Origin of the sequence: Celeribacter sp. PS-C1, from assembly GCF_019429625.1 — a bacterium.
In the GTDB taxonomy this organism is placed as follows: domain Bacteria; phylum Pseudomonadota; class Alphaproteobacteria; order Rhodobacterales; family Rhodobacteraceae; genus Celeribacter.
Genome location: NZ_JAHXRW010000007.1, coordinates 110767 through 135391 on the forward strand (window position 1 = coordinate 110767; position 24625 = coordinate 135391).

General features: G+C 57.8%; 31 protein-coding genes and 1 pseudogene. 15 read left to right on the forward strand and 17 right to left on the reverse strand.

Annotated features, from left to right (window positions below; genetic code table 11):
- Nucleotides 1-247: 247 nt before the first annotated feature.
- Entirely contained in the window at nt 248-829 is a 582-nt protein-coding gene (locus J5Y17_RS11945; RefSeq protein ID WP_219785480.1) for a thymidine kinase, read from the forward strand.
- Between the two features lie 15 nt (nt 830-844).
- Here the strand turns inward: J5Y17_RS11945 and J5Y17_RS11950 are convergent, their stop codons facing one another.
- From J5Y17_RS11950 to J5Y17_RS11965, 4 genes are all read right to left on the reverse strand, one after another.
- Complete coding sequence (locus tag J5Y17_RS11950) at nt 845-1210, reverse strand: tRNA-binding protein (protein WP_219785481.1); 366 nt, start codon at nt 1208-1210, stop codon at nt 845-847.
- Nucleotides 1207-2010, reverse strand: coding sequence for a pyrroline-5-carboxylate reductase (proC, locus tag J5Y17_RS11955; RefSeq protein WP_219785482.1), 804 nt, complete (start codon nt 2008-2010; stop codon nt 1207-1209). Before proC ends, J5Y17_RS11950 begins: the two co-directional genes overlap by 4 nt.
- A gap of 108 nt (nt 2011-2118) precedes the next feature.
- Nucleotides 2119-2619 (reverse strand): YbjN domain-containing protein, encoded by a 501-nt coding sequence (locus J5Y17_RS11960; protein ID WP_219785483.1) that lies wholly within the window; start codon nt 2617-2619, stop codon nt 2119-2121.
- 305 nt (nt 2620-2924) lie between these two features.
- Nucleotides 2925-3173 carry an accessory factor UbiK family protein gene (locus J5Y17_RS11965; protein ID WP_219785484.1) on the reverse strand — a complete coding sequence of 83 codons (249 nt, stop codon included), beginning with the start codon at nt 3171-3173 and terminating at the stop codon, nt 2925-2927.
- Between the two features lie 113 nt (nt 3174-3286).
- Between J5Y17_RS11965 and lgt the strand changes: the two genes are divergently transcribed.
- The 5 genes from lgt (at nt 3287) to J5Y17_RS11990 (ending at nt 7482) form a co-directional block, all read left to right on the forward strand.
- A complete protein-coding gene (lgt, locus tag J5Y17_RS11970; RefSeq protein ID WP_219785574.1) occupies nt 3287-4156 on the forward strand; it encodes a prolipoprotein diacylglyceryl transferase in 870 nt (289 codons plus the stop codon).
- Nucleotides 4153-5226, forward strand: a complete 1074-nt coding sequence (locus J5Y17_RS11975) for a class I SAM-dependent methyltransferase (protein ID WP_219785485.1) — start codon at nt 4153-4155, stop codon at nt 5224-5226. The genes lgt and J5Y17_RS11975 overlap by 4 nt, the downstream gene beginning before the upstream one ends.
- Nucleotides 5227-5232: 6 nt before the next feature.
- On the forward strand, nt 5233-5991 hold the full coding sequence (gene pgeF, locus J5Y17_RS11980) for a peptidoglycan editing factor PgeF (protein WP_219785486.1): 759 nt from the start codon (nt 5233-5235) through the stop codon (nt 5989-5991).
- Between the two features lie 290 nt (nt 5992-6281).
- Nucleotides 6282-6431, forward strand: a complete 150-nt coding sequence (locus tag J5Y17_RS11985) for a hypothetical protein (protein ID WP_219785487.1) — start codon at nt 6282-6284, stop codon at nt 6429-6431.
- Nucleotides 6432-6627: 196 nt separating this feature from the next.
- Complete coding sequence (locus J5Y17_RS11990) at nt 6628-7482, forward strand: Hint domain-containing protein (protein WP_219785488.1); 855 nt, start codon at nt 6628-6630, stop codon at nt 7480-7482.
- Between the two features lie 108 nt (nt 7483-7590).
- Here the strand turns inward: J5Y17_RS11990 and J5Y17_RS11995 are convergent, their stop codons facing one another.
- Entirely contained in the window at nt 7591-8091 is a 501-nt protein-coding gene (locus J5Y17_RS11995) for an Lrp/AsnC family transcriptional regulator (RefSeq protein WP_219785489.1), read from the reverse strand.
- Nucleotides 8092-8335: 244 nt separating this feature from the next.
- On the opposite strand from J5Y17_RS11995, the gene trxB reads away from it, so the two are divergent.
- Nucleotides 8336-9280, forward strand: coding sequence for a thioredoxin-disulfide reductase (gene trxB / locus J5Y17_RS12000; protein ID WP_219785490.1), 945 nt, complete (start codon nt 8336-8338; stop codon nt 9278-9280).
- A 221-nt stretch (nt 9281-9501) separates the two neighbouring features.
- On the forward strand, nt 9502-11214 hold the full coding sequence (locus tag J5Y17_RS12005; RefSeq protein WP_219785491.1) for a bifunctional sulfate adenylyltransferase/adenylylsulfate kinase: 1713 nt from the start codon (nt 9502-9504) through the stop codon (nt 11212-11214).
- A gap of 71 nt (nt 11215-11285) precedes the next feature.
- Here J5Y17_RS12005 and J5Y17_RS12010 read toward each other — a convergent pair whose 3' ends face one another.
- The 4 genes from J5Y17_RS12010 to J5Y17_RS12025 form a co-directional block, all read right to left on the reverse strand.
- Complete coding sequence (locus tag J5Y17_RS12010; protein WP_219785492.1) at nt 11286-11768, reverse strand: cytochrome b; 483 nt, start codon at nt 11766-11768, stop codon at nt 11286-11288.
- Between the two features lie 172 nt (nt 11769-11940).
- Nucleotides 11941-12813 carry a glycosyltransferase family 2 protein gene (locus J5Y17_RS12015; RefSeq protein WP_219785493.1) on the reverse strand — a complete coding sequence of 291 codons (873 nt, stop codon included), beginning with the start codon at nt 12811-12813 and terminating at the stop codon, nt 11941-11943.
- A gap of 102 nt (nt 12814-12915) precedes the next feature.
- A complete protein-coding gene (locus J5Y17_RS12020) occupies nt 12916-13155 on the reverse strand; it encodes a DUF1150 family protein (RefSeq protein ID WP_219785494.1) in 240 nt (79 codons plus the stop codon).
- A gap of 3 nt (nt 13156-13158) precedes the next feature.
- Nucleotides 13159-13572 carry an Hsp20 family protein gene (locus J5Y17_RS12025; protein WP_167599729.1) on the reverse strand — a complete coding sequence of 138 codons (414 nt, stop codon included), beginning with the start codon at nt 13570-13572 and terminating at the stop codon, nt 13159-13161.
- A 236-nt stretch (nt 13573-13808) separates the two neighbouring features.
- Between J5Y17_RS12025 and J5Y17_RS12030 the strand changes: the two genes are divergently transcribed.
- The 3 genes from J5Y17_RS12030 to J5Y17_RS12040 all read left to right on the forward strand — a co-directional run bounded on the left by J5Y17_RS12030 (nt 13809) and on the right by J5Y17_RS12040 (nt 15789).
- Nucleotides 13809-14027 carry a YdcH family protein gene (locus J5Y17_RS12030; protein WP_167599728.1) on the forward strand — a complete coding sequence of 73 codons (219 nt, stop codon included), beginning with the start codon at nt 13809-13811 and terminating at the stop codon, nt 14025-14027.
- Between the two features lie 192 nt (nt 14028-14219).
- A complete protein-coding gene (purE, locus tag J5Y17_RS12035) occupies nt 14220-14705 on the forward strand; it encodes a 5-(carboxyamino)imidazole ribonucleotide mutase (protein ID WP_219785495.1) in 486 nt (161 codons plus the stop codon).
- 4 nt (nt 14706-14709) lie between these two features.
- Nucleotides 14710-15789, forward strand: coding sequence for a 5-(carboxyamino)imidazole ribonucleotide synthase (locus J5Y17_RS12040; RefSeq protein ID WP_219785496.1), 1080 nt, complete (start codon nt 14710-14712; stop codon nt 15787-15789).
- A gap of 12 nt (nt 15790-15801) precedes the next feature.
- Here the strand turns inward: J5Y17_RS12040 and J5Y17_RS12045 are convergent, their stop codons facing one another.
- The 7 genes and pseudogenes from J5Y17_RS12045 to J5Y17_RS12075 all read right to left on the reverse strand — a co-directional run bounded on the left by J5Y17_RS12045 (nt 15802) and on the right by J5Y17_RS12075 (nt 20694).
- A complete protein-coding gene (locus J5Y17_RS12045; protein ID WP_219785497.1) occupies nt 15802-16296 on the reverse strand; it encodes a GNAT family N-acetyltransferase in 495 nt (164 codons plus the stop codon).
- Nucleotides 16297-16549: 253 nt separating this feature from the next.
- Nucleotides 16550-17050 carry a GNAT family N-acetyltransferase gene (locus J5Y17_RS12050; RefSeq protein WP_219785498.1) on the reverse strand — a complete coding sequence of 167 codons (501 nt, stop codon included), beginning with the start codon at nt 17048-17050 and terminating at the stop codon, nt 16550-16552.
- Nucleotides 17051-17312: 262 nt separating this feature from the next.
- Nucleotides 17313-18959 (reverse strand): chaperonin GroEL, encoded by a 1647-nt coding sequence (gene groL, locus J5Y17_RS12055; RefSeq protein WP_219785499.1) that lies wholly within the window; start codon nt 18957-18959, stop codon nt 17313-17315.
- A gap of 48 nt (nt 18960-19007) precedes the next feature.
- A complete protein-coding gene (groES, locus tag J5Y17_RS12060) occupies nt 19008-19295 on the reverse strand; it encodes a co-chaperone GroES (protein ID WP_167599722.1) in 288 nt (95 codons plus the stop codon).
- Nucleotides 19296-19555: 260 nt separating this feature from the next.
- Nucleotides 19556-20086: a hypothetical protein gene (locus J5Y17_RS12065; protein ID WP_219785500.1), complete on the reverse strand. Its 531-nt coding sequence runs from the start codon at nt 20084-20086 to the stop codon at nt 19556-19558.
- A pseudogene (locus tag J5Y17_RS12070) lies at nt 20070-20255 on the reverse strand (DUF2161 family putative PD-(D/E)XK-type phosphodiesterase); the annotation flags it as partial. The pseudogene J5Y17_RS12070 and the gene J5Y17_RS12065, both read right to left, overlap by 17 nt.
- A gap of 25 nt (nt 20256-20280) precedes the next feature.
- Entirely contained in the window at nt 20281-20694 is a 414-nt protein-coding gene (locus J5Y17_RS12075) for a hypothetical protein (protein WP_219785502.1), read from the reverse strand.
- A gap of 342 nt (nt 20695-21036) precedes the next feature.
- Between J5Y17_RS12075 and J5Y17_RS12080 the strand changes: the two genes are divergently transcribed.
- A complete protein-coding gene (locus J5Y17_RS12080) occupies nt 21037-22077 on the forward strand; it encodes an acyltransferase (protein WP_219785503.1) in 1041 nt (346 codons plus the stop codon).
- Here J5Y17_RS12080 and J5Y17_RS12085 read toward each other — a convergent pair.
- On the reverse strand, nt 22044-22691 hold the full coding sequence (locus tag J5Y17_RS12085) for a DUF2161 domain-containing phosphodiesterase (protein WP_219785504.1): 648 nt from the start codon (nt 22689-22691) through the stop codon (nt 22044-22046). The genes J5Y17_RS12080 and J5Y17_RS12085 overlap by 34 nt on opposite strands.
- A 106-nt stretch (nt 22692-22797) precedes the next feature.
- Here J5Y17_RS12085 and J5Y17_RS12090 point away from each other — a divergent pair, with 106 nt between their 5' ends.
- The 3 genes from J5Y17_RS12090 to J5Y17_RS12100 all read left to right on the forward strand — a co-directional run bounded on the left by J5Y17_RS12090 (nt 22798) and on the right by J5Y17_RS12100 (nt 24622).
- Complete coding sequence (locus tag J5Y17_RS12090; RefSeq protein ID WP_219785505.1) at nt 22798-23718, forward strand: manganese-dependent inorganic pyrophosphatase; 921 nt, start codon at nt 22798-22800, stop codon at nt 23716-23718.
- A gap of 66 nt (nt 23719-23784) precedes the next feature.
- Nucleotides 23785-24153 (forward strand): hypothetical protein, encoded by a 369-nt coding sequence (locus J5Y17_RS12095; RefSeq protein WP_219785506.1) that lies wholly within the window; start codon nt 23785-23787, stop codon nt 24151-24153.
- Nucleotides 24146-24622 (forward strand): GNAT family N-acetyltransferase, encoded by a 477-nt coding sequence (locus tag J5Y17_RS12100; protein ID WP_219785507.1) that lies wholly within the window; start codon nt 24146-24148, stop codon nt 24620-24622. Before J5Y17_RS12095 ends, J5Y17_RS12100 begins: the two co-directional genes overlap by 8 nt.
- Nucleotides 24623-24625 lie beyond the last annotated feature (3 nt).

The window sequence follows — 24625 nt, forward strand, 5'->3', positions numbered from 1 at the left end:
TTCGATGCAGTCACGCATCGGGTCGGGTGGGAGCATTTTTTCGAGAAAGCAGGTTTTCAGGTCGGTTCTGGCACCCTCATCCCCTTTGCCTTTGGCAAACGCCGGACATGTTCATGAGTTTTTCTCACGCTTCCACCCGTTAGTTTCCCGCAACACCACTGCCTTGCTGCAAATTTTTCACCTTCATATAGGTTCGAGCACATTGCCCGCTTGATCCCTGCCTTTGTGATCTGGCACAGAACGGCGCATGGCAAAGCTTTATTTTCAATACTCGACCATGAACGCAGGCAAATCGACCCTGCTGCTTCAGGCCTCCTACAACTATCGCGAACGCGGGATGGACACCTATCTCATCACCGCGAAACTTGATGACCGCGCAGGCGCCGGACGCATTGCCAGTCGGATCGGCATCGGCGATGAGGCGGACACCTTCGAGGACCATGAGGATATGTTCGCCAAGATCGAGACCCGTCTCAAAGACGGCCCTCTGGCGTGTATCTTTATCGACGAGGCGCAGTTTCTGACCAAGGAACAGGTCTGGCAGCTGGCGCGCGTGGTCGACGATTTGAAAGTGCCGGTGATGGCCTACGGGCTGCGCGTCGACTTTCAGGGCAATCTCTTCCCGGGTTCCGCGGCGCTTTTGGCACTGGCGGACGAGATGCGCGAAGTACGCACGATCTGTCATTGCGGGAAAAAGGCAACCATGGTGGTGCGCATGTCTGAGAACGGCATGGTGCTGACCGAAGGCGCACAGGTCGATATCGGCGGCAACGAGCGCTATGTCTCGCTTTGCCGCAAACATTGGCGCGAGGCGACGGGGGGCATCTAAGCCCCCAATCAGGCCTTAATGCATCCGTCCACCATTCGGCACCGAAAGCCCCGGCTGCGCGAGGACAATTGCCCCATCCGCGTCTGGGAACCCGAGCACCAGTACTTCGGACATGAACCGGCCGATTTGGCGCGGCGGGAAATTCACCACGGCCATGACCTGTTGCCCGACCAAGGTTTCGGGCGTGTAATGCACGGTGATCTGCGCCGAAGATTTTTTCTCGCCGATCTCCGGACCGAAGTCGATCCAGAGCTTGATCGCCGGTTTGCGCGCCTCCGGGTAGGGCTCCGCGCGGACCACAGTGCCCGCACGGATATCGACTTTCAAAAAGTCGTCAAACCCGATCTCGGCTTCTTTCTCTGCGGCTTTCTCACCGCTCATGCCAATTCCTCGTCGCGCTTGATCGCGGCCTCGACGGCACGCTCCAAGAGCACAGGGAAGCCAGTTTCCTCATCCATCAACACGCGCAGCGCCTCGGCAGTCACGCCGCCCGGAGAGGTCACATTGATGCGCAGCTGTGCCGGGCTTTCATCGGAGGTTTCCGCCAACTGACCTGCGCCGCCGACAGTGGCCTTGGCCAGTTGCATCGCCATCTCGGGTGTCAAACCTGCCTTTTCGCCTGCCGCCGCCATGGCCTCGATCAGGTGAAACACATAGGCAGGGCCACAGCCGGAGATCGCCATGAGAGGCCGGATTTGCGCTTCTGTTTCGAGGCGCACCACCTGCCCGACCGCTTGCAGCAGGCTGTCAGCCAAATCGACATCGGCCTCGCTCGCCATAGCATTGCCGACAATGCCAGTGATGCCGCGCCCGATGGCAGCCGGCGTGTTGGGCATGGCGCGCACGATGGGGGTTTTGTCGCCCAGCATCTCTTCATAGCTCGCCATGGTGATCCCGGCGGCCACGGTCAGGAACACGGTCGTGCCATTGCCCAGCTTTTGCAGCGACGGCAGCGCATCGCCCATCATCTGCGGCTTGACCGCGACGAGAACAATCGCTGGATTGTCCGGCAGCTCCGCGTTCAGCTTCACACCGGTGCCTTGCAGCCAAGCTGACGGGTTCGGGTCGAGCACAGTCACAGAGCTGGGAGGCAGACCGCCATCGAGCCAGCCCTTGAGCATCGCCGAGCCCATTTTCCCACAGCCCAAAAGCACCAAACCGCGTGTTTTCAGATCATCCATGATCTCGTCCCTCTCTGCATAATAAAAAGCCCCCTGAGGGCATCAGGGGGCACTCTATCAAGCGCATGGCGGAGCGCAACGCATCCCGCCCTCTACATTTCCGCGCAGTTACGCGCGTCCGTAGGCCTCGCGGATCGCGACATCCATCGCCTCTTCGGGCGAACGATCAGACCAGGCGGTGAGTTGGAAGGCCGGGTAGAACCGCTCGGCGGCACCGACGGCAGAACCGATCAGACGATCCACCTGTTCCGCGCTCGCAATTTGACCACCGGAGAGCACGAGCCCGTAACGGTAAACCATCAACTGTTGTTCCGGCCAGAAGGTGAAAGCACCAGTCCAGATCTGGTCGTTGGCGCGGTTCAGGATCTCATAGATCTGCGGCAGCTTCTCAGCCGGCGGTTCCATTTCAAAGGTGCAGATCAATCGCAGGGTCTCGTCGAAATCGGACCAAGCCAGCGTGATCGAATAGGTGCGCCACTGGCCCTCGACCGCCATGGCGATCTGATCGTCGGTGACACGGTCGAATTCCCAGTCGTTGTGTTCGCAAAGATGCTCGCACAGATCAATCGGGTGGATTTCGGTAGAAAAGCTCTGCTCAATAAGCGACATACACGGACCTCGTCTGTTTTGCGTCTCTTGTGGCGCTGCGACATCCCCCCTTTGTGACATCACGGTGGCTTCCACTAAGACTTGGTGCCTGCTCTAAGGGTCGGCGTGTGCAGCACCTACCCTTACTAGATATGGTGTGACGAAAGCATCGAATCTGTAAAGCGAAATATTTGTGTTATCCCCATCAAACGACCGTCATCCACAGGATGCCTGTTTTTTCCACATCCCCACAAAGCCCCCTGTGGACAGAAAAAAAGCCCCCTGAAAGGGAGCTTTTCGGGCGCATTTGAAACGGATTTACCGGATCAGGCTTTTTTCTTGGCCTCAAGCGCATCGAGCCGCTTTTTCAGCTCTTCGTTCTCTTCGCGGGCCTTTTGCGCCATGCCGCGTACGGCGTCGAATTCTTCGCGGGTGACGAAATCGCGATCCGCCAACCAGCGGTCGACAAGGCTTTTCATCGCGGTTTCCGCCTCGTCCTTGGCGCCTTGAGCCACACCCATGGCGTTGGTCATGAGTTGCGAGAAGTCATCAAGGATCTTGTTGCGGGTCTGCATGGCGGCCTCCGGCGCAGTCGTGAATGTCTGTGATCTATATGGGACGGGAAAGCGCAAATCGCAAGGTTGACTTCCGCGCGCCTCTGACGACAGTTGCGCGCATGTTGAACATGATCCCTGCCGTTCTGAATTTTCCCGACCTCTCCCCGGTGATCTTCGAGATCAATCTGGGTCCGATCAACTTTGCGCTGCATTGGTATGCGATGGCCTATATCGGCGGCTTCCTGATCGGATGGCTCCTGATCCTGCGCGCCTTCAAGGCCACGCGCCTTTGGGCCGATGGCACAGCGCCGATGAGCAAGGAAGAGTTCGAAGACCTGCTGACGTGGCTCATTCTGGGCGTCATTGTGGGGGGGCGGCTTGGCTCTGTCCTGCTCTATAATCCCGGCTATTATCTCAGCCACCCGTGGGAAATCCCGATGGTATGGAAAGGCGGCATGGCCTTTCATGGTGGGTTCTTGGGCGTTGTGATTGCGGCTCTGATCTGGGGGCGTAAGCATCAGAAGCCCTTATTGTCGCTCGGTGATCTCTTAGCCATGGCCACGCCTCCGGGGCTGTTGCTCGGGCGGCTCGCGAATTTCGTCAATGCCGAACTTTGGGGCAAACCCTGGGATGGGCCTTGGGCGGTGATCTTTCCGGGCATGGACGCGCAGGCCTGTCAAAATATCGACTCTGTCTGCGCCCGCCACCCCTCACAGCTTTATGAAGCGGGGATGGAGGGGCTGATTCTCGGCACGCTGATCCTTGCCCTCGTCTGGTTCACCGATGTTTTGAAACGCCCTGGATTCATCATGGGGCTGTTCTTTGCGGGCTATGGCCTGTCACGTTTCATCGTCGAATTCTTCCGCCAGGCGGACGCTCAATTCATCACCGCGGCAAATCCCACTGGCGCCGTCTTCCTCGGCATGCAGATGGGCCAGCTTTTGTCCCTGCCGATGATCCTCTTGGGCCTGTTCTTCATGCTCAGAGCCAAGAAAGCATGACCGCCCTCAAGGACATTCTCACCCGCCGGATCGCGCAAACCGGACCGCTTTCGCTGGCCGATTATATGGCCGAGTGCCTGCTGCACCCGGAACATGGCTATTACACGACACGCGATCCCTTGGGGGCCTCTGGCGACTTCACCACTGCGCCCGAAATCAGCCAGATGTTCGGCGAGCTTTTGGGGCTCTGTCTGGCGCAAAGCTGGCTGAGCCAAGGCGCCCCTGCCCCCTTTACGCTGGCCGAGATCGGCCCCGGACGCGGCACCTTGATGGCAGACATCTTGCGCGCCACCAAAGGCGTGCCGGGCCTGCACGATGCGATGCAGGTGCGTCTGGTTGAGGCCTCCCCCACGCTGCGCGCCGCGCAAAAAGAGCGTCTTGCGGGCTATGAGGTCACTTGGTGCGATCACGTAGCGGAGCTGCAGGACGCACCTTTATGGTTGATCGCAAACGAGTTTTTCGATGCGCTGCCGATCCGGCAATTCACCCGCAAGGGACAGGGCTGGGCGGAAACCCAAGTCGGACTGAAAGATGGTGCGCTGACCTTGGGTCTCTCCGCCCCTACGCCGCTGGCCGAATTGGCGCCTCGGCTTGAGGACACGACGGACGGCGATGTGGTCGAAACCTGCCCCAGTGCCACCCCCATCGTCACCGAGATCGCACAACGGATCTCCAAGCATGGCGGGGCTGCGATCTTTGTCGATTATGGCGACTGGCGCTCTTTGGGGGATACCTTCCAAGCGCTCGAGGCCCATGAGATGGTCGATCCCCTCGCCCGTCCCGGGCAGGCAGATCTGACCGCGCATGTGGATTTCGAGGCGCTGGCGCAGGCCGCGCAGCCGTCAGGCGTCGTCTCATCTCAAATGGTCCCGCAAGGGCTGCTTTTGGCGCGCTTGGGCATCTCGGAACGCGCGCAAGCGCTTGCCGCAAAACTGAGCGGAGAGGCTTTGGAAAGCCACGCCCGCGCATTTGACCGGTTGACCTCGCCCACAGAAATGGGAACCCTTTTCAAAGCGCTGGCCCTCGCCCCCAGCCCGGATAAGATGCCCCCAGGATTCGACGCGGGATAAGAACATATGAGCCTTGAAATCATCACCTCTGACGCGCTGGACGGTATTCAGCACGGGTTCTTCACCCGCAAGGGCGGCGCCTCGTCGGGGGTGTTTGGCGGGCTCAACTGTGGGCTTGGGTCGACGGATCAGGCCGATATCGTCAAGATCAACCGGACCCGGGCCGCCGGCGCGCTCGGATTGACGTATGGCGATCTCTGCGCCGCGCATCAGGTGCATTCCGCCGATGTCGCCCGTGTCACCGGACCGCAAGACGGCCCGGCCCCGAAATGCGATGCGCTGGTGACCGATCAGCCGGGACTGGCGCTTGTGATCCTGACCGCCGATTGCCAGCCGGTGCTCTTCGCCGATCCGAAAGCCGGCGTCATCGGCGCGGCCCATGCCGGCTGGAAAGGTGCGATTGGCGGGGTTCTGGAGGCGACGATTGAAGAGATGGAGGCCTTGGGTGCCCATCGCGAGGACATCACCGCCATCATCGGCCCGACGATTTCGCAGCGCGCCTATGAGGTTGGCCCTGAATTCCTTGAGGATTTCCTCGCGGATACGCCCGACAACGCCCGGTTCTTTGCCAATGGCGAGGGGGATCGCTATCAGTTCGACCTGCCTGCTTACGGGTTGCACCGCTTGCGTCAGGCGGGCGTCGGCAATGCCGAATGGACCCGGCATTGCACCTATTCCGATCCGGAGCGGTTCTATTCCTATCGTCGTTCGGTGCATCGCAAAGAGGCCGATTACGGACGACTCATTTCTCTGATCCGACTCTGACGCATACCTGAAACTGCAAGCGTTTTGGGCAGGAATGCGGCGTGCGCCTGCCCTATTGTCGCCCGAAACAATCCCTCGACTTGCGCGCCATTGTTTTCATAAATTACAATTAACCTTAAATTTCATATAGTTATATGACGAAAACCCCTCTCCCGCGGAACTGCGCCGCCCCGACGAAGGCTCCAACGCTTTTCCATGACAATCGCCGCATTTTCGCCGGAGGCGCGGGGCATATTGTTCTCAAGTTAGAAACAAGCACTGAAGATAGTGCCAAGAATGTGAGAGCAGCCATGAAAAATCGTCGCTGGATGGCATCCATGATCGCCGAAGCCAAAAAGACCGAGGTTGAGATGCCCTGGGCCCGCGGTGCCCGTCGTGCCGCGCTCATCGCAAAGACGTCGGGTCCTGTCGCCAAACCTCACCTGCGCGCCTCGGCCTAACGATTCGAGGCACCCGCCTCTCAGTCACCACAAAATCGGCATATTTCGAATTGAGACGGAAACAAACCACAACTGGTGCCACCCACTGGTTCCATCCTTAACCGTAATTCGATAAAATTTTTGACAATCCACCTCGTTTCTTGTGATCTTTAATCCACTGTTTTCGGTGGGGGCCGTCACAGTCACGAGGCGTTTCATGTCGCAGCCCCTTTCCGGCCTACAGGCACTCCACCGCAGCACCGACTCTCTTCGGAAGAACGACTCCGCGCATGGATATGCCCAGAGCGGCCTTCAGGTGAAAACCGCTTGGACCGTGCGGCGTGCACGCCCCATTGATCGCCTTGCTGACCGCCCCAACTACGCGCTTCGCCGCTATGAAATCCTTTGGCGCGGGCCCAACGGTGATATCTGTGACACCACTCTTAGCGCCCCGGCCCTACCGCTCTTTGAGTCCGCATTCAACGCCTTTGCCCGCGGCGCGCTGATCCCGACACCACTTGGGCCTATCGCCATCGAGGATCTGTTGCCGGGGGATATGATCGAAACCGTGGACAATGGCCTTCAGCGCGTTGAGTGGATTGGCGCGATGATGATGGACCCAAAGGGCACACGCAGCCCGGAGGCCAAGCCGGAGCGGCTCTACCGGGTTATGGCGGACGCCTTTGGGCTTGGCCGCCCTGCCCCCGATCTGGTGCTGGGCGCCGGAGCGCGGTCGCTTCTGCGTTCGGACACGTTGAAAGCAACCTATGGCACTTCGCAGGCCATGGCTCCGGTGCCGAGCCTTGCCGACGGCATGTCGGTGATCGAGGTTACGCCGATCTCCTCGGTGCGCAGCTATCACATCGGCCTTGCACGCCATAGCCTCGTTCGAGTGAACGGCGTTGAACTTGAGAGCTATCACCCCGGCCCTGCCGTGGCTGGCGAGCTTCAGGGCGCCCTGCGCGCGCGGTTTATGGCGCTCTTTCCACATCTCGACGACTTGGGCGATTTCGGCGCCATGACGCAGCTGCGGCTAACGCCGACGGATATGCTGGAACTGGCGCTCAGCTGACGCATTTCAGAAGACCGATACGTTGTCCCCGTGTTGGTCATCACAGAAAACGGCCCGTCTTTCGGCGGGCCGTTTTTAACATCGGAAAACTGAGTTGAGGCGCTTATCTTAAGCGTTCTGCGCCAGCCGCGCCTCAAGCACATCGAAAGGAACACCGGGCTCGTCTTTCGCACCCCGGATCACCAGCGACGTTTTCACGCTCGCGACATTTTCGGTCGACAGCAACTCGCCGGTCAGAAAGCTCTGGAAGGTCGAGAGGTCGGGCGCCACGCATTTGAGGATGAAATCCACCTCGCCGTTCAGCATGTGGCATTCGCGCACGAGCGGCCATTCCTGACATTTCGCTTCGAATTTCGATAGATCCACCTCAGCCTGACTTTGCAGACCGACCATGGCGAAAACCTGCACCTCGAAGTTCAACGCACGGGCATCGACCACGGCGTGATAGCCCTTGATGTAGCCGCTCTCTTCCAAAGTGCGCACCCGACGCAAACAGGGCGGCGCAGAAATGCCGACGCGTTTTGCCAGCTCAACGTTGGTCATGCGTCCGTCTGCCTGCAATTCCGCAAGAATTTTGCGATCAATCTCGTCGAGTTTATGAGAGGGCATCTGTTTTCCCGAAGCCTTGGCCAAATTGGCGTAAATTCCAACAAATGCGCAAAGAGGGCCCTGCGCGCAACATTCTTTCTCATTTTGGCAAGAAAGTTTCAAGAGCATTTCGCACACGAGACGCGCTCGATACCAAACCGCGCCTATTTTTTCACCCCCGCTATGCAGCACACGGGGTTTGATAAGCCGGAGCGCCGTGTCTATATCGGTGCCGACACAAAAGACAACATGAAAAGGGTCCACCATGGCGGACACGAAACACACCAAAGTTCTGATCATCGGCTCGGGTCCTGCGGGCTACACGGCGGGCGTCTATGCGGCGCGCGCGATGCTGTCCCCGATCCTCGTACAAGGCATGGAGCCGGGCGGCCAGCTGACCACCACGACCGAAGTCGAAAACTTTCCGGGCTTCACCGAGGTGCAAGGCCCCGAATTGATGGTGAAGATGGAAGAGCACGCCCGCGCGATGGGCACCGAGATCATCTCCGATTTGATCGTCGAATTGGACACCGACAGCCGTCCGTTCGTCGCAAAAGGCGACAGCGGCACGATCTACACGGCCGATGCGGTGATCCTTGCCACGGGCGCGCGAGCGAAATGGCTGAACCTGCCGACCGAGGAAGCGTTCAAGGGCTATGGTGTCTCCGCCTGTGCGACCTGTGACGGGTTCTTCTATCGCAACATGGAGATCGTCGTCGTGGGCGGCGGCAACACCGCCGTCGAAGAAGCTCTGTTCCTGACCAACTTTGCCTCGAAAGTGACGCTGATCCACCGCCGCGACGAATTGCGGGCGGAGAAGATCCTGGTCGACCGCCTGATGAAGAACGAAAAGATTCACCCGATGTGGGACAGCGAATTGGTCGAGGTCTACGGCGACGAGGCCCCGATGAAGGGCGTGAACGGCGTGAAAGTGAAAAACGTCAAAACCGGCGAGATCACAGATATTGCCGCCAAAGGCGTTTTTATCGCCATCGGCCACGCGCCCGCGACCGAACTGGTGAAAGACAAGGTCGAGATGCACCACGGCGGCTACGTCAAGGTCAAACCTGGCACCACTGAGACCTCCATTCCCGGCATTTTCGCCGCCGGCGACCTGACGGATCACAAGTATCGTCAGGCTGTGACTTCGGCGGGTATGGGCTGTATGGCTGCGCTTGACGCGGAACATTGGCTGGCTGCGCAAGAATAACTCCCATTTTGCAAAACAAAGGACCGGTTTTGTCGCAAATGGACGAACAGAGTTCCTGATACCGATCAAAAGTGAGGCCCACGGGCCTCATTTTCATGACGTCAGCGCCACCAGTGTTGAATTGACCGGTAAAAAAAGGCTACTTCGGCATGAGAGCGATGCCGCTTTGCAGCATCGCTTTTTCATCGTTGAACCGTACCTGCCACAAAAAGGCGATTTGCATGGCCGAAAATCTTGCCCCGATCCCCGAGCTTTACGTCTCTTACGAAAGCGCACAGAAACTCAAGGTCGAGGCGGCGGACCTCGTCAGCTGGGACCTCTCCCCGCGTCAGATTTGCGATCTCGAATTGCTGATGAACGGTGGGTTCAACCCGCTCAAAGGTTTCCTTTCGGAAGAAGATTATAACGGTGTCGTCAATGACATGCGTCTCTCTGACGGCTCGCTCTGGCCGATGCCGATCACGCTCGACGTCTCCGAAGAGTTCGCCGCCTCCCTCAAAGAGGGCCAGGACATCGCTCTGCGCGATCAGGAAGGCGTGATCCTCGCCACCATGACGGTCACCGACAACTGGGTGCCGAACAAATCTCTCGAGGCTGAAAAAGTCTTCGGCGCCGATGACGACAAACACCCCGCCGTGAACTACCTGCACAACACCGCAGGCAAGGTCTACCTTGGCGGCCCGATCACCGGTATCCAACAGCCGGTGCACTACGATTTCCGCGCCCGTCGCGACACGCCGAACGAACTGCGCGCCTATTTCCGCAAGCTGGGCTGGCGCCGCGTCGTGGCCTTCCAGACCCGCAACCCGCTGCACCGCGCGCACCAGGAACTGACCTTCCGTGCCGCAAAAGAAGCGCAGGCCAACCTGTTGATCCACCCGGTCGTCGGCATGACCAAACCGGGCGACGTGGACCATTTCACCCGCGTGCGCTGCTACGAAGCCGTCCTCGACAAATACCCGCAGTCGACCACCACGATGAGCCTTCTGCCGCTCGCCATGCGGATGGCTGGTCCGCGTGAGGCTGTGTGGCACGGTCTGATCCGTAAAAACTACGGCTGTACCCACTTCATCGTTGGCCGCGACCACGCAGGTCCGGGCTCCAACTCCAAGGGCGAAGATTTCTACGGCCCCTATGATGCACAGGACCTCTTCCGCCAGCACCAGGAAGAAATGGGCATCGAGATGGTGGACTTCAAACATATGGTTTGGGTTCAGGAACGTGCGCAATACGAAGCCATCGACGAGATCGAGGACAAGGATAAAATCACCATCCTCAACATCTCCGGCACCGAATTGCGTCGCCGTCTGGCCGAAGGTCTGGAGATCCCGGAATGGTTCTCCTTCCCCGAGGTGGTAAAAGAGCTGCGCCGCACCAAACCGCCGCGCTCCAAACAGGGCTTCACCGTGTTCTTCACCGGCTTCTCCGGCTCCGGCAAATCCACCATTGCGAACGCTTTGATGGTCAAGCTGATGGAGATGGGCGGCCGTCCAGTCACGCTTCTCGATGGTGACATCGTGCGGAAAAACCTGTCCTCCGAGTTGGGCTTCTCGAAAGAGCACCGCGATCTCAACATCCGCCGCATCGGCTACGTGGCCTCCGAGATCACCAAGAACGGTGGCATCGCCATCTGTGCGCCGATCGCGCCCTATGCGACCACCCGCCGCGCCGTGCGTGAGGATGTCGAAAACTTTGGCGCCTTCGTCGAAGTGCACGTCGCCACCTCCATCGAGGAATGCGAAAAACGCGACCGTAAGGGCCTCTATAAACTCGCCCGCGAAGGCAAAATCAAAGAGTTCACAGGTATTTCCGACCCCTACGATGTGCCGGAAAACCCGGAACTGCGCGTCGAGACCGAAGGCCATGATGTGGACAACTGCGCCCATCAGGTCATTCTCAAGCTCGAAAGCATGGGCCTGATCGCTGCACACTAAGTCGGCTGATATTCGAACAAAAAAGCCCCGGCCATAAAGGTCGGGGCTTTTTCGTATGATCAGGCCTGAACTCAGTGAGGCGCCATACGTTTCAAGAGTTGATCCTTCAGAATAAAGTGGTGGAACAGAGCCGCTCCAACATGGGCAATGATCAGCAAAAGCGTCAGGTTCACCAGCGCCTCGTGAAGATCCCCTGCATCATGAATGCCCAAGAACCAAGCCGCAGCGCCCGCGGCAGGGGTCGCGACCATCGCCGCGTAGAGCAAAAAGTGAACCGCATGGGCGGCCTTTTCCATCAACGGATGCGGCGCAGGCGGCATCGCTGGCGCGCCTTGGATCAACCGCACCACAAGGCGCAGGATCATCAGCACAAGCGTCGCAACGCCGACGATCACGTGCAGCTCGGCCGTGAGACTGTCGTTCACCCCGGTCTGAAGGAATGTCCGCAGCGCCCGGCCCATGCCATCGGACACCACATAGTTAAAGGCAAAGGTCAGGACCACCGCCCAGTGCAGGAGTTTTTGCAACCCACTGTAGGATTGGGAAATTTTCATCGTCGCTCGCTTTCTGGCTGGCAGGCGTCCGGATCAGGCCTCATGCCATGCGCCGGTCGTCGCGGGATCAATACGCGATAGCTAGACCCGCCCATGCCGCAGCGCAAATGCGTTTCAGGCCCAAAATGCGGATCTATAACCTGAGTTTAGCCCCCAAGAGAGGTCAAAGGGCTCAGCCGTTCCAGCGACGCGGTTCGCTCAGGTCGCGTTCGAACCGTGTCGACGGATCGTCCCCGCCCCAAATCCCATATTCACGCCGGAAGTATTCTATACAGGCGGTGTCGGCCTCTGCGCGCCCATGTCCTTGATAGACGAAATCGGCAAGCGCCTCGGCGCCCACATTGTGCTCGTGCCGCAGGGGCTCGGCGCTGCGCCAGATGCCGTGACCGTTTTTGGTAAAATGCCCCGACAACCAAGGGTCGTCCACCGTCCAGAGAATCTCAGGGATGTCATACATGTCCGGCGTGAAAAACGACGGCCGAGCCAGAATGCCGCCGTAGCCCTCTGCCAAATCCATGTAACCCGGCGTGCCAATAAATTCCTGTTTCTTGCGCAGCCCCGTGCTCAATCGCCAAAGCCGGTAGCGCCAGTCTTTCGGACGGCGCATCGCACGCGGCTGAAACCTGCGCGGGAAGTCATAACAGGGATTCACTAACCGCTCATGAAGGTTGTAGCCCATGTTGGCGATCACATCGTTCGGATGGGCTTCTGCGGCTTTGCCGAGCTTATAGAGCAAATGCGGCTCATAGCGATGATCGTCGTCGCAAAAGAACAACAATACATCCTGCCCCGCATAGGCCTGCGCCGAGGGTAGGATTTTCGTTGCTGGTCCGTAGTCACAGTCATGCAGATACAGCGTCACCCAATCGGGCAGATCCGGCAAATCGGTTGACGGATCAAAATCGAAACGGCGGTAGGCCTTTGGCAAATCGAGACGAATTTCCCGAATATTCACACGTTTCTGTGCCTTCAGCGACAACAGCGTCGGCATCAAATCCGAGAACCGAGGAGGGATGGTCGTCAGCGAGACAACGAAATCTTTCATGGCGCTAGTCCGAGGCAACGAGAGTATCTCCTCCGCGATAAGCAAATGCCCTCGCTCTATCAAGAACGAGGGCATTTTTAACCTTTGAGTTTTGTCTTCACATTAGTGCACGTTCACCGGCGCGAAATCATGTTCGCGGGCGATGGCAAAGGCCAGAGGCAGGTTGGCAACCAGTGCGAGCCGGGTGCCCTCTTCGTCATTGACGGAGTAGATGTGATCCAACCCCTCGGCCTGCGCCTGCACCTCTTCGGGCAAATCGGAGACTGCAACAGGGCGCACATAGGCGATTTTGACCTCGTGGGTCTCTTCTCCAAATGGCAAATTCGGATAGCGCGTGTTCATGTCTTATCCTTTCCTGATCTGGATGGTTTGCACGACGGTTTCAGGTTCCGCGCGGGTCAGGTCGATGTGCAACAGACCGTTTTCCATCGACGCGCCGCTGACCTCGACCCCGTCGGCCAGCACGAAAGAGCGCTGGAATTGTCGCCCGGCGATACCACGGTGAAGAAAGACGCGCTCGCCCGTCTCCTCCGGCATCCGCCCGCGCACCACCAGTTGCCGGTCTTCGAGCGTAATCGCCAGATCGCCTTCGGAAAACCCCGCAACGGCCAGAGTGATGCGGTATTCGTTGGCGGAGGACTGTTCGATATTGTAGGGCGGATAGCCCCCGGCGTCGGTCTTCGCCGTGCGCTCCACCAGACGTTCCAACTGATCGAACCCCAGAAGGAAAGGATGGGCGCCAAAACTCACTTTCGTCATCTACACGTCCTTTTCGAAGCGACTGTGTTGTGTCTTGGGTCCCGAAACCAGCAACCCTTCCTATATGATATGGGCAACAGACCCTCATGGTTCAAGTGCCCTTACGTTGCGCCAAACGAGAGCGTTCAGAACGCTTTGAGTTTTTAAACTTTGCGGCTAAGCTCGGAGCACCTGGCGGGCCGCGCATGGCGCCTGAGTCTGTCAGGACAATTGCAAACAATGACAGAGACAACGCGATGAACGTGTCCAACCGTATGGATCATCTGGATGTGCTTCGGGTCAAACTCGAAATGCTCAAACGCGAACACCGCGATCTCGATGCGGCCATTGATGCGATGCAGGAAACCGGGCATCTCGATGCCCTGCGGCTTCAGCGTATGAAAAAGCAAAAGCTGGCGCTCAAGGACCGGATCGCCCTGCTCGAAGATCAAATCACCCCCGACATCATTGCGTAAAGAGTTTCTGCTTAAACCTGAATCCGGGTTTGAGCAGAAACGCAGTGCAATGTCGAAGCGGAGCGAGCGTTTCGACTTTATGTGATAGATCAAGTTAAAGCCGAAACGCTTTAAACCCACGCCTAAACGTTGCGTCACGCCGCGCATCGGCTATAAGGCGGGAAAGCGACACTTTCCCGGGAGATCAGCCATATGAGCGTCGAAGTCGGCATCATCATGGGCAGCCAGTCGGACTGGCCCACCATGAAACGCGCAGCGGACATTCTGGACGAATTGGGCGTGCCCTATGAGGCGAAAATCGTCTCCGCCCACCGCACGCCGGATCGTCTTTGGAGCTACGGCAAAGAGGCCGCCGGGCGCGGCCTCAAGGTGATCATCGCGGGCGCCGGTGGCGCGGCACATTTGCCTGGCATGATGGCGTCCAAAACCCGCGTGCCGGTGATCGGCGTGCCGGTACAGACCCGCGCCCTCTCCGGCGTAGACAGCCTCTATTCCATCGTCCAGATGCCGAAAGGCTTCCCGGTCGCCACCATGGCGATTGGCGAAGCAGGGGCGGCAAATGCGGGCCTGATGGCCGCGGGCATCCTTGCGATCAATGATCCCGCTTTGGCCGAACGACTCGATGCCTGGCGTGAGGCGCTCTCCGCCTCTATCCCTGACGAACCGATTGATGAGTGACGCCATGAGTGACGTGCAAACGCTTACCCCGAATGCAACCATCGGCATCCTCGGCGGCGGTCAGCTTGGCCGGATGCTCTCGGTTGCGGCCTCCCGCCTTGGGTTCAAGACCTGCATCTTCGAGCCGGGCGGAGATTGCCCCGCCTCTCATGTCGCGAACTATCATTTTCAGGCCAGCTACGAAGACGAAGAGGCGCTCAAGAAATTCGCCGCCTCCGTCGATGTTGTGACCTATGAGTTCGAAAACGTGCCGACCTCGGCGCTCGATCTCATCGAATCCCTCGTGCCGATCCGCCCGAACCGCAAGGCCCTGGCCGTGTCACAGGACCGCCTGATCGAGAAGAACTTCCTTTCCGATCTGGGGCTTCAAGTGGCGCCTTTCGCCGCCGTGGACGACGATGTCGATCTCGCAGAGGCTTTGGTGGAGATCGGCGCCCCCGCGATCCTCAAGACCCGTCGTTTCGGCTATGACGGCAAAGGCCAAGCCCGGATCATGGAGCCCTCTGAGGCCGATCAGGCGCTTGTCGATATGGCCGGTGCGCCCGCCATTCTTGAAGGCTTTGTCGATTTCTCGCATGAGGTGTCCGTGATCGCCGCCCGCGGTCAGGCGGGGGACATTTCGTGTTTTGACCCCGGCGAAAACGTGCACAAATCCGGTATTTTGCACACAACAACCGTCCCTGCCCGCCTCACGCCTGCTCAACGCACCGATGCGGTTCTTCTGGCGGCCAAGATCCTGAATGCCCTGGATTATGTTGGCGTCATGGGCGTCGAGCTTTTCGTCACCTCGGGCGGTCTGGTTGTGAACGAGATTGCACCGCGCGTGCACAATTCCGGCCACTGGACCCAGAACGGCTGTGTCATCGATCAGTTCGAACAACACATCCGCGCCGTCGCAGGCTGGCCCTTGGGCGATGGCAAACGGCATTCCAATGTCGAGATGCTGAACTTGATCGGTGACGATGTGGATCGCATCCCCGAATTCGCAAAAGACGGCTCCGTTGCGATTCACCTCTATGGCAAAGCCGAAGTGAAAGCGGGCCGCAAGATGGGTCACGTGAACAAGATCACCGGAGCGGCATGACGCCCCATCGGGTCAAGTTCGCGCGGCCCGGCCCACAGCGTCAGGATAGATGACACGCCGCAATTCCTGCGGCGTGTTTTCGTCAAGGTAGAGGACCTGTGTCCTCTCTTCCCCAAACGGCAGGATAGCCTCGCGCCTGGAAACAGGCGCAAAACCCAGAGGGGTATAAAAGGCCGGGTCGCCAAGCACCAAGACGGCCTGAGCCGCCTGCTTGCGCGCAAGCTCAAGAGACTGCCGGATCAGATAGGCATCGGCATCTTTTTGTCGCCAAGCCGATGACACGGCGACGACCGCAAGGCACCACCAATTCTCCGGTGATTTAAGGTGTGAAAACACGAGATAGCCGTAAACGTCGTCACCTTCGCTGGCCACGCACTCCAGAGCCATGTCTCCGTCTCGGCGCAACTGCTGCACAAGCTGATACATACCCGCCCCTTCGAACTGCCCGTCCAGAAGGACAGAGACAGCGAGATCATCTCCCGGTTCATGGCGTCGAATACGTATCATCAGCTCACATCAAGACCGTCTGCGCCCGGCCCAAATACGGAAAGTAAGACACAGCCCACCCAAAACCGATCTCCAGAGATGTGCAGAAGACACATAACCGATCACCGGCTTTCAAACGTCATTTAACTATGGAAGAGCTTACGAAAGCCTCAATGTTGACGTAGGGTCAAGTTGAAAAAATACAACTTTGAGGCGTCAACCATCTCAAAAAAGTGCACTCAGGAGACTTTTAGCGACATACCGATCAAACGTATCAGCCAGAAATCGCGCCAACGAATTTTCCATAAGCGCCCGGAAAGATAAGCTCATTCCGGCTCATCCCCGTCCTCGGCGCAATCGGATAGAGCGAGGTGTGCTCTTTCAGAAAAGGCGTCTCGAGATTGCTCGCGGCCAGTTTGGAAAACCCAACACGGGAGAAATATTTCGTGTCTCCAACGACCACCACGGCTTTGGCGCCTTCTCGCCTCGCGTGCTCCATGCCACGCACGACCAACTCCCGCCCCATGCCGCGTTGATGATAGATTGGCGAAACGGCGAGGATGGACAATGCCCACCAGTCCTGCGGCAAGGTCATGCGCGCGCAACAGATATAGCCCAGAATGGTGTCGTTTTCGTAGGCCACCCGCTCCATGGCGACGGCCTCTTCTTCGCGCAGGCATTGCGCCAAGCGGTACATGTCCGAATTGCCGAATGTGGTGTCCAAAAGCACGGACACTGCAAGATCATCGTCGGCGGAAAGGGCGCGTAGGTTCATGCAATCACTCATCAACAGGCTATCCCGAAACTTTGCGGGCGCAGAAAAACGATAGCAAGACTGAAGTGCTCAGTTACCCGGCACCTTTGTGCGACATCGTTGTAAAATAGAGATTTACGGCCTTTTTTTGGGCGAAATGCCCCCTTCAGCCGCGCATTTCGCATCTACAGCATGAGTTTCCAGACGCAAAACGAGAAAGGGCCGCCCCGAAAGGCGACCCTCAAATCAAGCCGGATGGCAGATCACATCTCTTGCGAGATGATTACATCATACCGCCCATGCCGCCCATGCCGCCCATGTCGGGCATGCCGGCGCCAGCACCGCCGTCTTTCGACGGTTTGTCAGCAACCATGGCTTCGGTGGTGATCAGCAGGCCCGCGATGGAGGCTGCGTCTTCCAGAGCGGTACGGGTCACTTTGGCCGGGTCGATCACGCCGAAGGAGAACATGTCGCCATATTCTTCGGTTTGAGCGTTGAAGCCGAAGGCCAGATCGGTGGACTCGCGCACTTTGCCAGCCACGACAGCGCCGTCGACGCCAGCGTTTTCAGCAATCTGACGCAGCGGGGCTTCGATGGCTTTCTTGACGATGGAGATACCAGCGTCCTGATCGGCGTTCGCGCCTTTCAGACCGTCGAGGCCTTTGCCAGCCTGCACCAGAGCAACACCGCCACCCACAACGATGCCTTCTTGCACGGCAGCGCGGGTTGCGTTGAGAGCATCGTCCACACGGTCTTTGCGCTCTTTCACTTCCACTTCGGTCAGACCGCCGACGCGGATTACAGCAACACCGCCGGCCAGTTTGGCAACGCGCTCTTGCAGCTTCTCACGGTCGTAGTCAGAGGTGGTTTCTTCGATCTGGGTGCGGATCTGAGCCACGCGAGCTTCGATTTCCGCTTTCTCGCCAGCGCCGTCGACGATGGTGGTCTCGTCTTTGGTGATGGAGATTTTCTTGGCAGAGCCGAGCATGTCCATGGTGACGTTTTCGAGCTTCATGCCGAGATCTTCGGAGATCACTTGACCGCCGGTCAGGATCGCGATGTCCTGCAGCATGGCTTTACGACGATCACCGAAGCCCGGAGCTTTCACAGCTGCGATTTTCAGACCGCCGCGCAGTTTGTTGACCACGAGGGTCGCCAGCGCTTCGCCTTCCACGTCCTCAGCGATGATGAGGAGCGGTTTCTGGGACTGGATGACCTGCTCGAGGAGCGGAACCATCGGCTGCAGCGAGGAGAGTTTTTTCTCGTGCAGGAGCACGATGCAGTCTTCCAGCTCGGCAACCATTTTGTCCGGGTTGGTCACGAAGTACGGGGACAGGTAGCCACGGTCGAACTGCATGCCTTCGACCACGGTGGTCTCGGTTTCCATGCCTTTGTTCTCTTCGACGGTGATCACGCCGTCGTTGCCGACTTTCTGCATCGCGTCTGCGATTTGCTGACCGATTTCAGCTTCGCCGTTGGCGGAGATGGTGCCAACCTGAGCAACTTCAGCAGAGTCATTCACCGGGCGTGCAGCCGCTTTGATGGCTTCCACAACATTGGCGGTCGCGAGGTCGATGCCGCGCTTCAGGTCCATCGGGTTCAGACCGGCAGCAACCTGCTTGAGGCCTTCTTTGATGATGGCTTGGGCCAGAACGGTGGCGGTGGTAGTGCCGTCGCCCGCTTCGTCGTTGGTGCGGGAAGCAACTTCCTTCACCATCTGTGCGCCCATGTTTTCGAACTTGTCTTCGAGCTCGATCTCTTTGGCAACAGACACACCGTCTTTGGTGATGCGCGGGGCGCCGAAGGATTTGTCGAGAACCACGTTGCGGCCTTTCGGGCCGAGGGTCACTTTCACAGCGTCGGCGAGGGTGTTCACGCCTTTGAGCATGCGGTTGCGTGCGTCGACGTCAAACTTGACTTCTTTAGCCATTGTTCACTCCGTAAATTGGGTTGATGGGGGTCGGTCTCAGGCGATCGCTTAGGCGATGATGCCGAGGATGTCCGACTCTTTCATGATGAGAAGCTCTTTGCCGTCCACGGTGATTTCCGTGCCGGACCATTTGCCAAAGAGAACGATGTCGCCTTCTTTGACGGAGGGTGCGATCAGCTCGCCGCTGTCTTTGCGAGCGCCTTCGCCCACGGCAACGACTTTGCCTTCAGCGGGCTTTTCTTTTGCGCTATCGGGGATGATGAGACCACCAGCGGTCTTTTCTTCGCTCTCAACACGTTCGACCACAACGCGGTCGTGCAGCGGTTTGAATGCCATCTTCGAGGCTCCTTCGCTCAAAGTTTCCAGTTCATCCACCCTCTCTGAGGGCGGGGGTAAATCAATCGTTAGCACTCACCTCAGGAGAGTGACAACGACGCATAGTTAGGAAGGTGATTGAGGTGAGTCAACAGGGGAGACGGGGAAAAATTTGATGCCGTGCGCGCGGGAAAACTAGCATTTCTCGATTTGAAACGCCGTTTTCAGTTTATGGGTGAATAGATAACAGAGGTCATCTCACCCCCTCCTAATAAAGGTAACTAATTTTGAATGACGATATATTCATAGAGGGGCAACAAACCGGTACCCGGCATTAGAAAGAGAAACGTATTGTTTTCACCTTCTATCAGCGTGACGAGGGGCACCAGTGATGCCGCACTAACGCCAATTGTTTCCGATCCTGCGTCGTGCCATTTTCTCGCGCGCCAGTACTGCGGCATTCTCTGCTCAAAAAAGGGTTTAACTTCTTCAGGAAGATTATTTCTGCATTTGACATCAGAAACACACTCCGAGACTTGAGGATATTCAGACATGAGGACGTCGTAACCATTGGCCAACAAATCAATATCAGAGGCAATGATGGTATTTGTCTTAGGAGCAAAAACCACTCGGCTATCGTTAAACGCCAAGCCTATGGCATTATAGTCATGACATCCCTTCGTTATTTCATTCTTATAAAAGCCAAAAAAACATACATTTGGCTCGCGAATAATTTCTGTTTCTTCGGCAAAAGCCTCTTGCCAGAAAAAGCAGGCGAGCATACCCGCAGAAAACTTAGACCAAAATTCCATAAACACCCACCTCAACCTTCTCAAACCACCCATAATGATTGTCCCACATCATCCGGGTGGCGTGTTTGACGCCTGTGGCCTTCGCCACCTCCGCGCCCTTAGGCGGCCCATGCTCCAACAAATACGCCCGGCCTTTCTCCGCATCCTGACGGTAGGCGGTCACGCGGCCACCGGCTTTTAAGCCTTCCGGCAAACTATAGAAGTATTTCAATCCGAAAGTTGCTGCATTCATCAAAACTAGCAAAAACATCTTCGACCTGCCCTGCCGCGAGCGGCCGCAGCACCAGCCTCATCTGATCGGTATCGAATTTGGCAATATCGTAGATGAAATAGCTATGGGACGCGCAATCCAAGACGACCGCAGCCCTTGCATCCCCATCGACCTCAAAGCCAAGTCTGCGGAATTCATTCACGCCCCAAGAAATTGAGCTGTCACAGACTGGCCGCAGCACGAAGGAAGAAAACATAGTCTGGACGATGTCTTCCCACTCATCATAGGCGTCAGAGTAATCCGTCGCGACACCTGCAGCCTCGACAATCCGCACGATGGCTTCAAGCGCTTTGATGCATAGTCCGACTTGCACTTTAATATCGACAGCCTGGTTCAATTCTTATTCCAATAAGCAAGGCAGTACACGCTACCGCTTTGAGCCATATAGCCCCGCTTTCACAGAGCCGATGGACGCAGTCATGCTGCAGATGCTCAGTTATTTCGCATGCTTGGACCAGTCGCCTCCCGAAAAGCAAGCAATGCAAACTATTTCACCATAACGCCCAACCCTCTGTTTCCAACACCAGAATACCCCCCCCACACCTAAAGCAACCCCGTGTCCCCGACCGGCGCAGGCAACCTATGGCATGACAGAACCAAGACCTCTTGCTACGGTGCAGCAAAATTTACAAAAACCAAAAATTCGCTTCGTTCGTGTTCAGTTTAGTGTGGGGTGACGATGTATAACCCGGAAACAAAGCAGCATTTGGATTATCTCGATGGGTGGCGCGGATTGGCGATTGCGCTCGTTTTGCTCGGGCACTTTTTCCATTTCGGAATCGTGGAACTCGGGAAATTCGGTGTAGAGTTCTTTTTCGTCTTGAGCGGGCGCCTTATGGCGGAAATCCTGTTCATACGGCAAACCTCGCTAAAAACCTTCATCCCGCGTCGCATCAACCGCGTTTATCCCGCCTTGTTCGTCTACGTCGTGATCGTTGCGGCACTGGCCCAATTTTCCGAAACATTCGCAGTCGGCCCAAAGGCCGTGGTCGCCGCCCTGATGTTTCTCTGGGATTATGTCTTGGCCATTCCATTCCTGTATCGCACCGAAATGTTCGATCATTTCTGGTCCCTCTCGGTCGAAGAACACAGCTACCTGCTCTTGGCGTTGATTGCCTTTTTCTTCCGTAAAAACCTACGCCTCGCAGCCTTCGTGATCCTCGCTGTCGCCCTTCTTTCCTTCGCGAACGGCATCGTCAGCTACTCCGTGCTCGACCAGGGATACTTCGACACCTATTGGCGGTTCGACGTTCACGTCGGATCCATCTTTATCTCCACGGCGCTCTATTGTTTCCAAAAGATGAACATTCTACCTTCAACAGCCTTACTGTTCTGGCCCTCGCTGATTGGTGCCTTCGTGCTCAGCATGAGCGCCCTGCCGATGCCGTTGCACTACTCCGCGGCGACGGTCTGTCTTGCCCTCGCAATCTGCAACATCGACAACGCAAAAGTTGCGACCCGCCTGCTCTCGGCGCGCCCGATCAGAGCGCTCGGCCTCATCTCTTATTCGCTCTATCTCTGGCAACAACCATTCTACCAGCTCACGACCTATGACATGTTATCGGTGTGGCTGGCCCTCCCCCTTGCGGTCCTCTGCGCCTACGTAAGTTACCTCCTGATCGAGAAACCGGCGCGCTCCTATTTGAATGAGGCATGGGACGCGTTCCAGACAAAGCGCGCGGCGCGTCAGGCAGGAGAGGAACAATCTGAGCTGGCTTGATAGACGCCCACGCCCACCTTGTCGAACCAGCCATAATGATTGTCCCGCATCATCCGGGTGGCGTGGGGGACGCCCGTTGCCTTTGCCACCTCAGCGCCCTTGGACGGCCCATGCTCCAACAAATACGCCCGGCACTTCTCCGCGTCCTGACGGTAGGCGGTCACGCGGCCACCGGCCTTTGAGCCGCCCAAATTCGGGTCGCCATCGCGGCGGTGAAACTCGGCCAAGAGCTTTTCCGTCTTCGCCTTGTTCTTGCGCGGGGTGAACGGCCTCGGGTCGTGATGCACCTGCACCGTGTCCTCATCCACATTCACCGAAATCACCCCGAGGCCGAGCCGTTTACAAAGCCCAAGGTTTCCCTTGAACATCCGCCAGCCGGCTTTGCCCTTCCACCGCGGCACGGCGAGGTAGACGTGATCGCTCATCACTTGGCGTGCGACGCCTTGTTGCAAAAGCTGGAGGGTAAATCCGGTTTTCAGTTCGATGATGACGGACAAACCATCCTTCACCGCCACCACATCCGCGTCCCGCACCTCCGCCTTCACAACATAGCCCAGCCCCTCGAAATGGGCTTTGACAGGGAGATAAAGGTCGGTTTCGCGGATTGTGGCCATGGCCATACTGTTACAGCCAACCTGTGAGCGCTCGCAAGGCGTGACAAGCCGTGCCGCACTGCCTATAAGGCCCGCAAAACGACCATTCACGAAGGACAGCCTCCGCATGACCACGCTTGTTTTCGGCCACAAATCCCCCGACACCGATTCCACCGGCTCCCCGCTCATCTGGGCGTGGTACCTCAATGAGGTGAAAGGCGTTGACGCCAAAGCCGTCCTCTTGGGCGAGCCGAACACCGAGGCCGCCTTTGTGGTCGAGAAATGGGGCTTCGACAAACCGGAGATCATTTCCGAGGTCGCCGAAGGTCAAGACGTCGTCATCGTCGATACCAACAACCCGGCTGAGCTTCCGGCCGCGATCAACGACGCAAATGTGACCGCGATCATCGACCACCACAAACTCGTGGGCGGTCTCGAGACCAAAGGTCCGATCGACATCACCATCCGTCCGCTCGCCTGCACCGCGACCATCATGTACGACCTGATGGGCGACGATGCCGACAAGATGCCCGACAACATCAAAGGCGCGATGCTGTCCTGCATCCTTTCCGACACGCTGGAATTCCGCAGCCCCACCACCACCGACGTGGACAAGGCACTGGCCGAGAAACTGGCCTCCGAGTTGAACATCAATCTCGGCCAATACGCGTCTGAGATGTTCGAAGCCAAATCCGACATTTCCGCCTTCTCCGATGCCGAATTGATCCGCATGGATTCGAAAGAATACGAAGTCGACGGCACCAAATTCCGCGTCTCCGTTCTGGAAACCACCGCGCCGAAACTCGTGCTCGACCGTCAGGCGTCGATCATGGAGAGCTTCAAAGCCGTTGAGGCCGAAGACGGTGTCGATCAGGTTCTCCTGTTTGTTGTCGACATCCTGAATGAAGAAGCCACCTTCTTCACCCCGAACGATCTCTGCAAAACCGTCGCAGAAAAATCTTTCGGCGCGACCGTGACCGGCGACTCCGTCGTCCTGCCGGGCATCATGTCCCGCAAGAAACAGATCATCCCGAACCTCAAGGTCTGATCGGGTCCAAGCACAGGCATTATAAGGGGCGCAAACTTGCGCCCCTTTCTTTTTCCGGAGCCCCCAATGCCCAACACCCTTTTGTTTCGCCTCAGTGCCTACCTCTTTTTCGCGCTCTGTGCCGGGCTTCTCCTCGCCCCCGGTCTTTTCGGCGCGATCTTCGGCCTTGACCCGTCCACCGGCGCCGAAGTCATGGCACGCCGCGCGGGGCTTTTGTTCGCTCCTTTGGGTCTCCTCTACCTGCAACTGGCGGACATTGATCACCCCAAGGTTCAACGCATATTGCTCTCCGCAGGTGTCGTATTCTTGATCACCATCGCGCTTCTGGGCCTCACCGAATGGGCTTTGGGCCGTGTCGGCCCAGGCATTCTGGTGGCTGTGATCACCGAAGTCATCTTTGCCGTCCTATATTTGAAAGCCCTCCGCCATGTTTAAAACGCCCGACTTCATGCGCGAAATGAAACGCGGCGAAGAGAACGCCGTCACCGACCTTCTCACCTCCGCTTTCGGCCAGAAGGACGAGGCGCAGTTGGTCGAGGCCCTGCGCAAATCTAAAGCGATTGCCGGAGAAATGGTCCTCCCGATGGCGGGAGAAGTCATCGGCTACGCGGCGCTTTCCAAAATGATCGCTCCCAAAGGCTGGCTCTGCCTCGCTCCCGTGGCGATCCGCCCCGACCTCCAAGCGCGCGGATACGGGCGCCGCCTCGTCGGCATGATCACCCAATGGGCGGAACTCTCGGGACAAACCCTCGTCGTCTTGGGTGATCCGGCCTTTTATAGCCGCTGCGGCTTCAAACCGATTGCAGAGGGCTTCACCTCCCCCTACCCCTTGGACCACACACTGACCGCAGGCCCGGCCAAGGCCAAATCCAAAGAGCTGATCTACCCGAAAGCTTTCGGCTGAGCT

Excerpts from the sequence above, each read along its gene's own strand:
- groL (WP_219785499.1), bottom strand. The coding sequence starts at position 18,959 with ATGGCTAAAGAAGTCAAGTTTGACGTCGACGCACGCAACCGCATGCTC.
- J5Y17_RS12100 (WP_219785507.1), top strand. The coding sequence starts at position 24,146 with ATGTTTAAAACGCCCGACTTCATGCGCGAAATGAAACGCGGCGAAGAG.
- J5Y17_RS11995 (WP_219785489.1), bottom strand. The coding sequence starts at position 8,091 with ATGCCCTCTCATAAACTCGACGAGATTGATCGCAAAATTCTTGCGGAA.
- J5Y17_RS12065 (WP_219785500.1), bottom strand. The coding sequence starts at position 20,086 with ATGGAATTTTGGTCTAAGTTTTCTGCGGGTATGCTCGCCTGCTTTTTC.
- J5Y17_RS12025 (WP_167599729.1), bottom strand. The coding sequence starts at position 13,572 with ATGACGAAAGTGAGTTTTGGCGCCCATCCTTTCCTTCTGGGGTTCGAT.
- J5Y17_RS12045 (WP_219785497.1), bottom strand. The coding sequence starts at position 16,296 with ATGATACGTATTCGACGCCATGAACCGGGAGATGATCTCGCTGTCTCT.
- purE (WP_219785495.1), top strand. The coding sequence starts at position 14,220 with ATGAGCGTCGAAGTCGGCATCATCATGGGCAGCCAGTCGGACTGGCCC.
- J5Y17_RS11945 (WP_219785480.1), top strand. The coding sequence starts at position 248 with ATGGCAAAGCTTTATTTTCAATACTCGACCATGAACGCAGGCAAATCG.
- trxB (WP_219785490.1), top strand. The coding sequence starts at position 8,336 with ATGGCGGACACGAAACACACCAAAGTTCTGATCATCGGCTCGGGTCCT.
- proC (WP_219785482.1), bottom strand. The coding sequence starts at position 2,010 with ATGGATGATCTGAAAACACGCGGTTTGGTGCTTTTGGGCTGTGGGAAA.
- pgeF (WP_219785486.1), top strand. The coding sequence starts at position 5,233 with ATGAGCCTTGAAATCATCACCTCTGACGCGCTGGACGGTATTCAGCAC.
- J5Y17_RS11990 (WP_219785488.1), top strand. The coding sequence starts at position 6,628 with ATGTCGCAGCCCCTTTCCGGCCTACAGGCACTCCACCGCAGCACCGAC.
- J5Y17_RS12050 (WP_219785498.1), bottom strand. The coding sequence starts at position 17,050 with ATGAACCTACGCGCCCTTTCCGCCGACGATGATCTTGCAGTGTCCGTG.
- J5Y17_RS12090 (WP_219785505.1), top strand. The coding sequence starts at position 22,798 with ATGACCACGCTTGTTTTCGGCCACAAATCCCCCGACACCGATTCCACC.
- J5Y17_RS12010 (WP_219785492.1), bottom strand. The coding sequence starts at position 11,768 with ATGAAAATTTCCCAATCCTACAGTGGGTTGCAAAAACTCCTGCACTGG.
- J5Y17_RS11960 (WP_219785483.1), bottom strand. The coding sequence starts at position 2,619 with ATGTCGCTTATTGAGCAGAGCTTTTCTACCGAAATCCACCCGATTGAT.
- J5Y17_RS12095 (WP_219785506.1), top strand. The coding sequence starts at position 23,785 with ATGCCCAACACCCTTTTGTTTCGCCTCAGTGCCTACCTCTTTTTCGCG.
- J5Y17_RS12015 (WP_219785493.1), bottom strand. The coding sequence starts at position 12,813 with ATGAAAGATTTCGTTGTCTCGCTGACGACCATCCCTCCTCGGTTCTCG.
- J5Y17_RS12085 (WP_219785504.1), bottom strand. The coding sequence starts at position 22,691 with ATGGCCACAATCCGCGAAACCGACCTTTATCTCCCTGTCAAAGCCCAT.
- J5Y17_RS12005 (WP_219785491.1), top strand. The coding sequence starts at position 9,502 with ATGGCCGAAAATCTTGCCCCGATCCCCGAGCTTTACGTCTCTTACGAA.
- groES (WP_167599722.1), bottom strand. The coding sequence starts at position 19,295 with ATGGCATTCAAACCGCTGCACGACCGCGTTGTGGTCGAACGTGTTGAG.
- J5Y17_RS12020 (WP_219785494.1), bottom strand. The coding sequence starts at position 13,155 with ATGAACACGCGCTATCCGAATTTGCCATTTGGAGAAGAGACCCACGAG.
- J5Y17_RS11965 (WP_219785484.1), bottom strand. The coding sequence starts at position 3,173 with ATGCAGACCCGCAACAAGATCCTTGATGACTTCTCGCAACTCATGACC.
- J5Y17_RS12080 (WP_219785503.1), top strand. The coding sequence starts at position 21,037 with ATGTATAACCCGGAAACAAAGCAGCATTTGGATTATCTCGATGGGTGG.
- J5Y17_RS11985 (WP_219785487.1), top strand. The coding sequence starts at position 6,282 with ATGAAAAATCGTCGCTGGATGGCATCCATGATCGCCGAAGCCAAAAAG.
- J5Y17_RS12030 (WP_167599728.1), top strand. The coding sequence starts at position 13,809 with ATGAACGTGTCCAACCGTATGGATCATCTGGATGTGCTTCGGGTCAAA.
- J5Y17_RS11950 (WP_219785481.1), bottom strand. The coding sequence starts at position 1,210 with ATGAGCGGTGAGAAAGCCGCAGAGAAAGAAGCCGAGATCGGGTTTGAC.
- J5Y17_RS12040 (WP_219785496.1), top strand. The coding sequence starts at position 14,710 with ATGAGTGACGTGCAAACGCTTACCCCGAATGCAACCATCGGCATCCTC.
- J5Y17_RS11975 (WP_219785485.1), top strand. The coding sequence starts at position 4,153 with ATGACCGCCCTCAAGGACATTCTCACCCGCCGGATCGCGCAAACCGGA.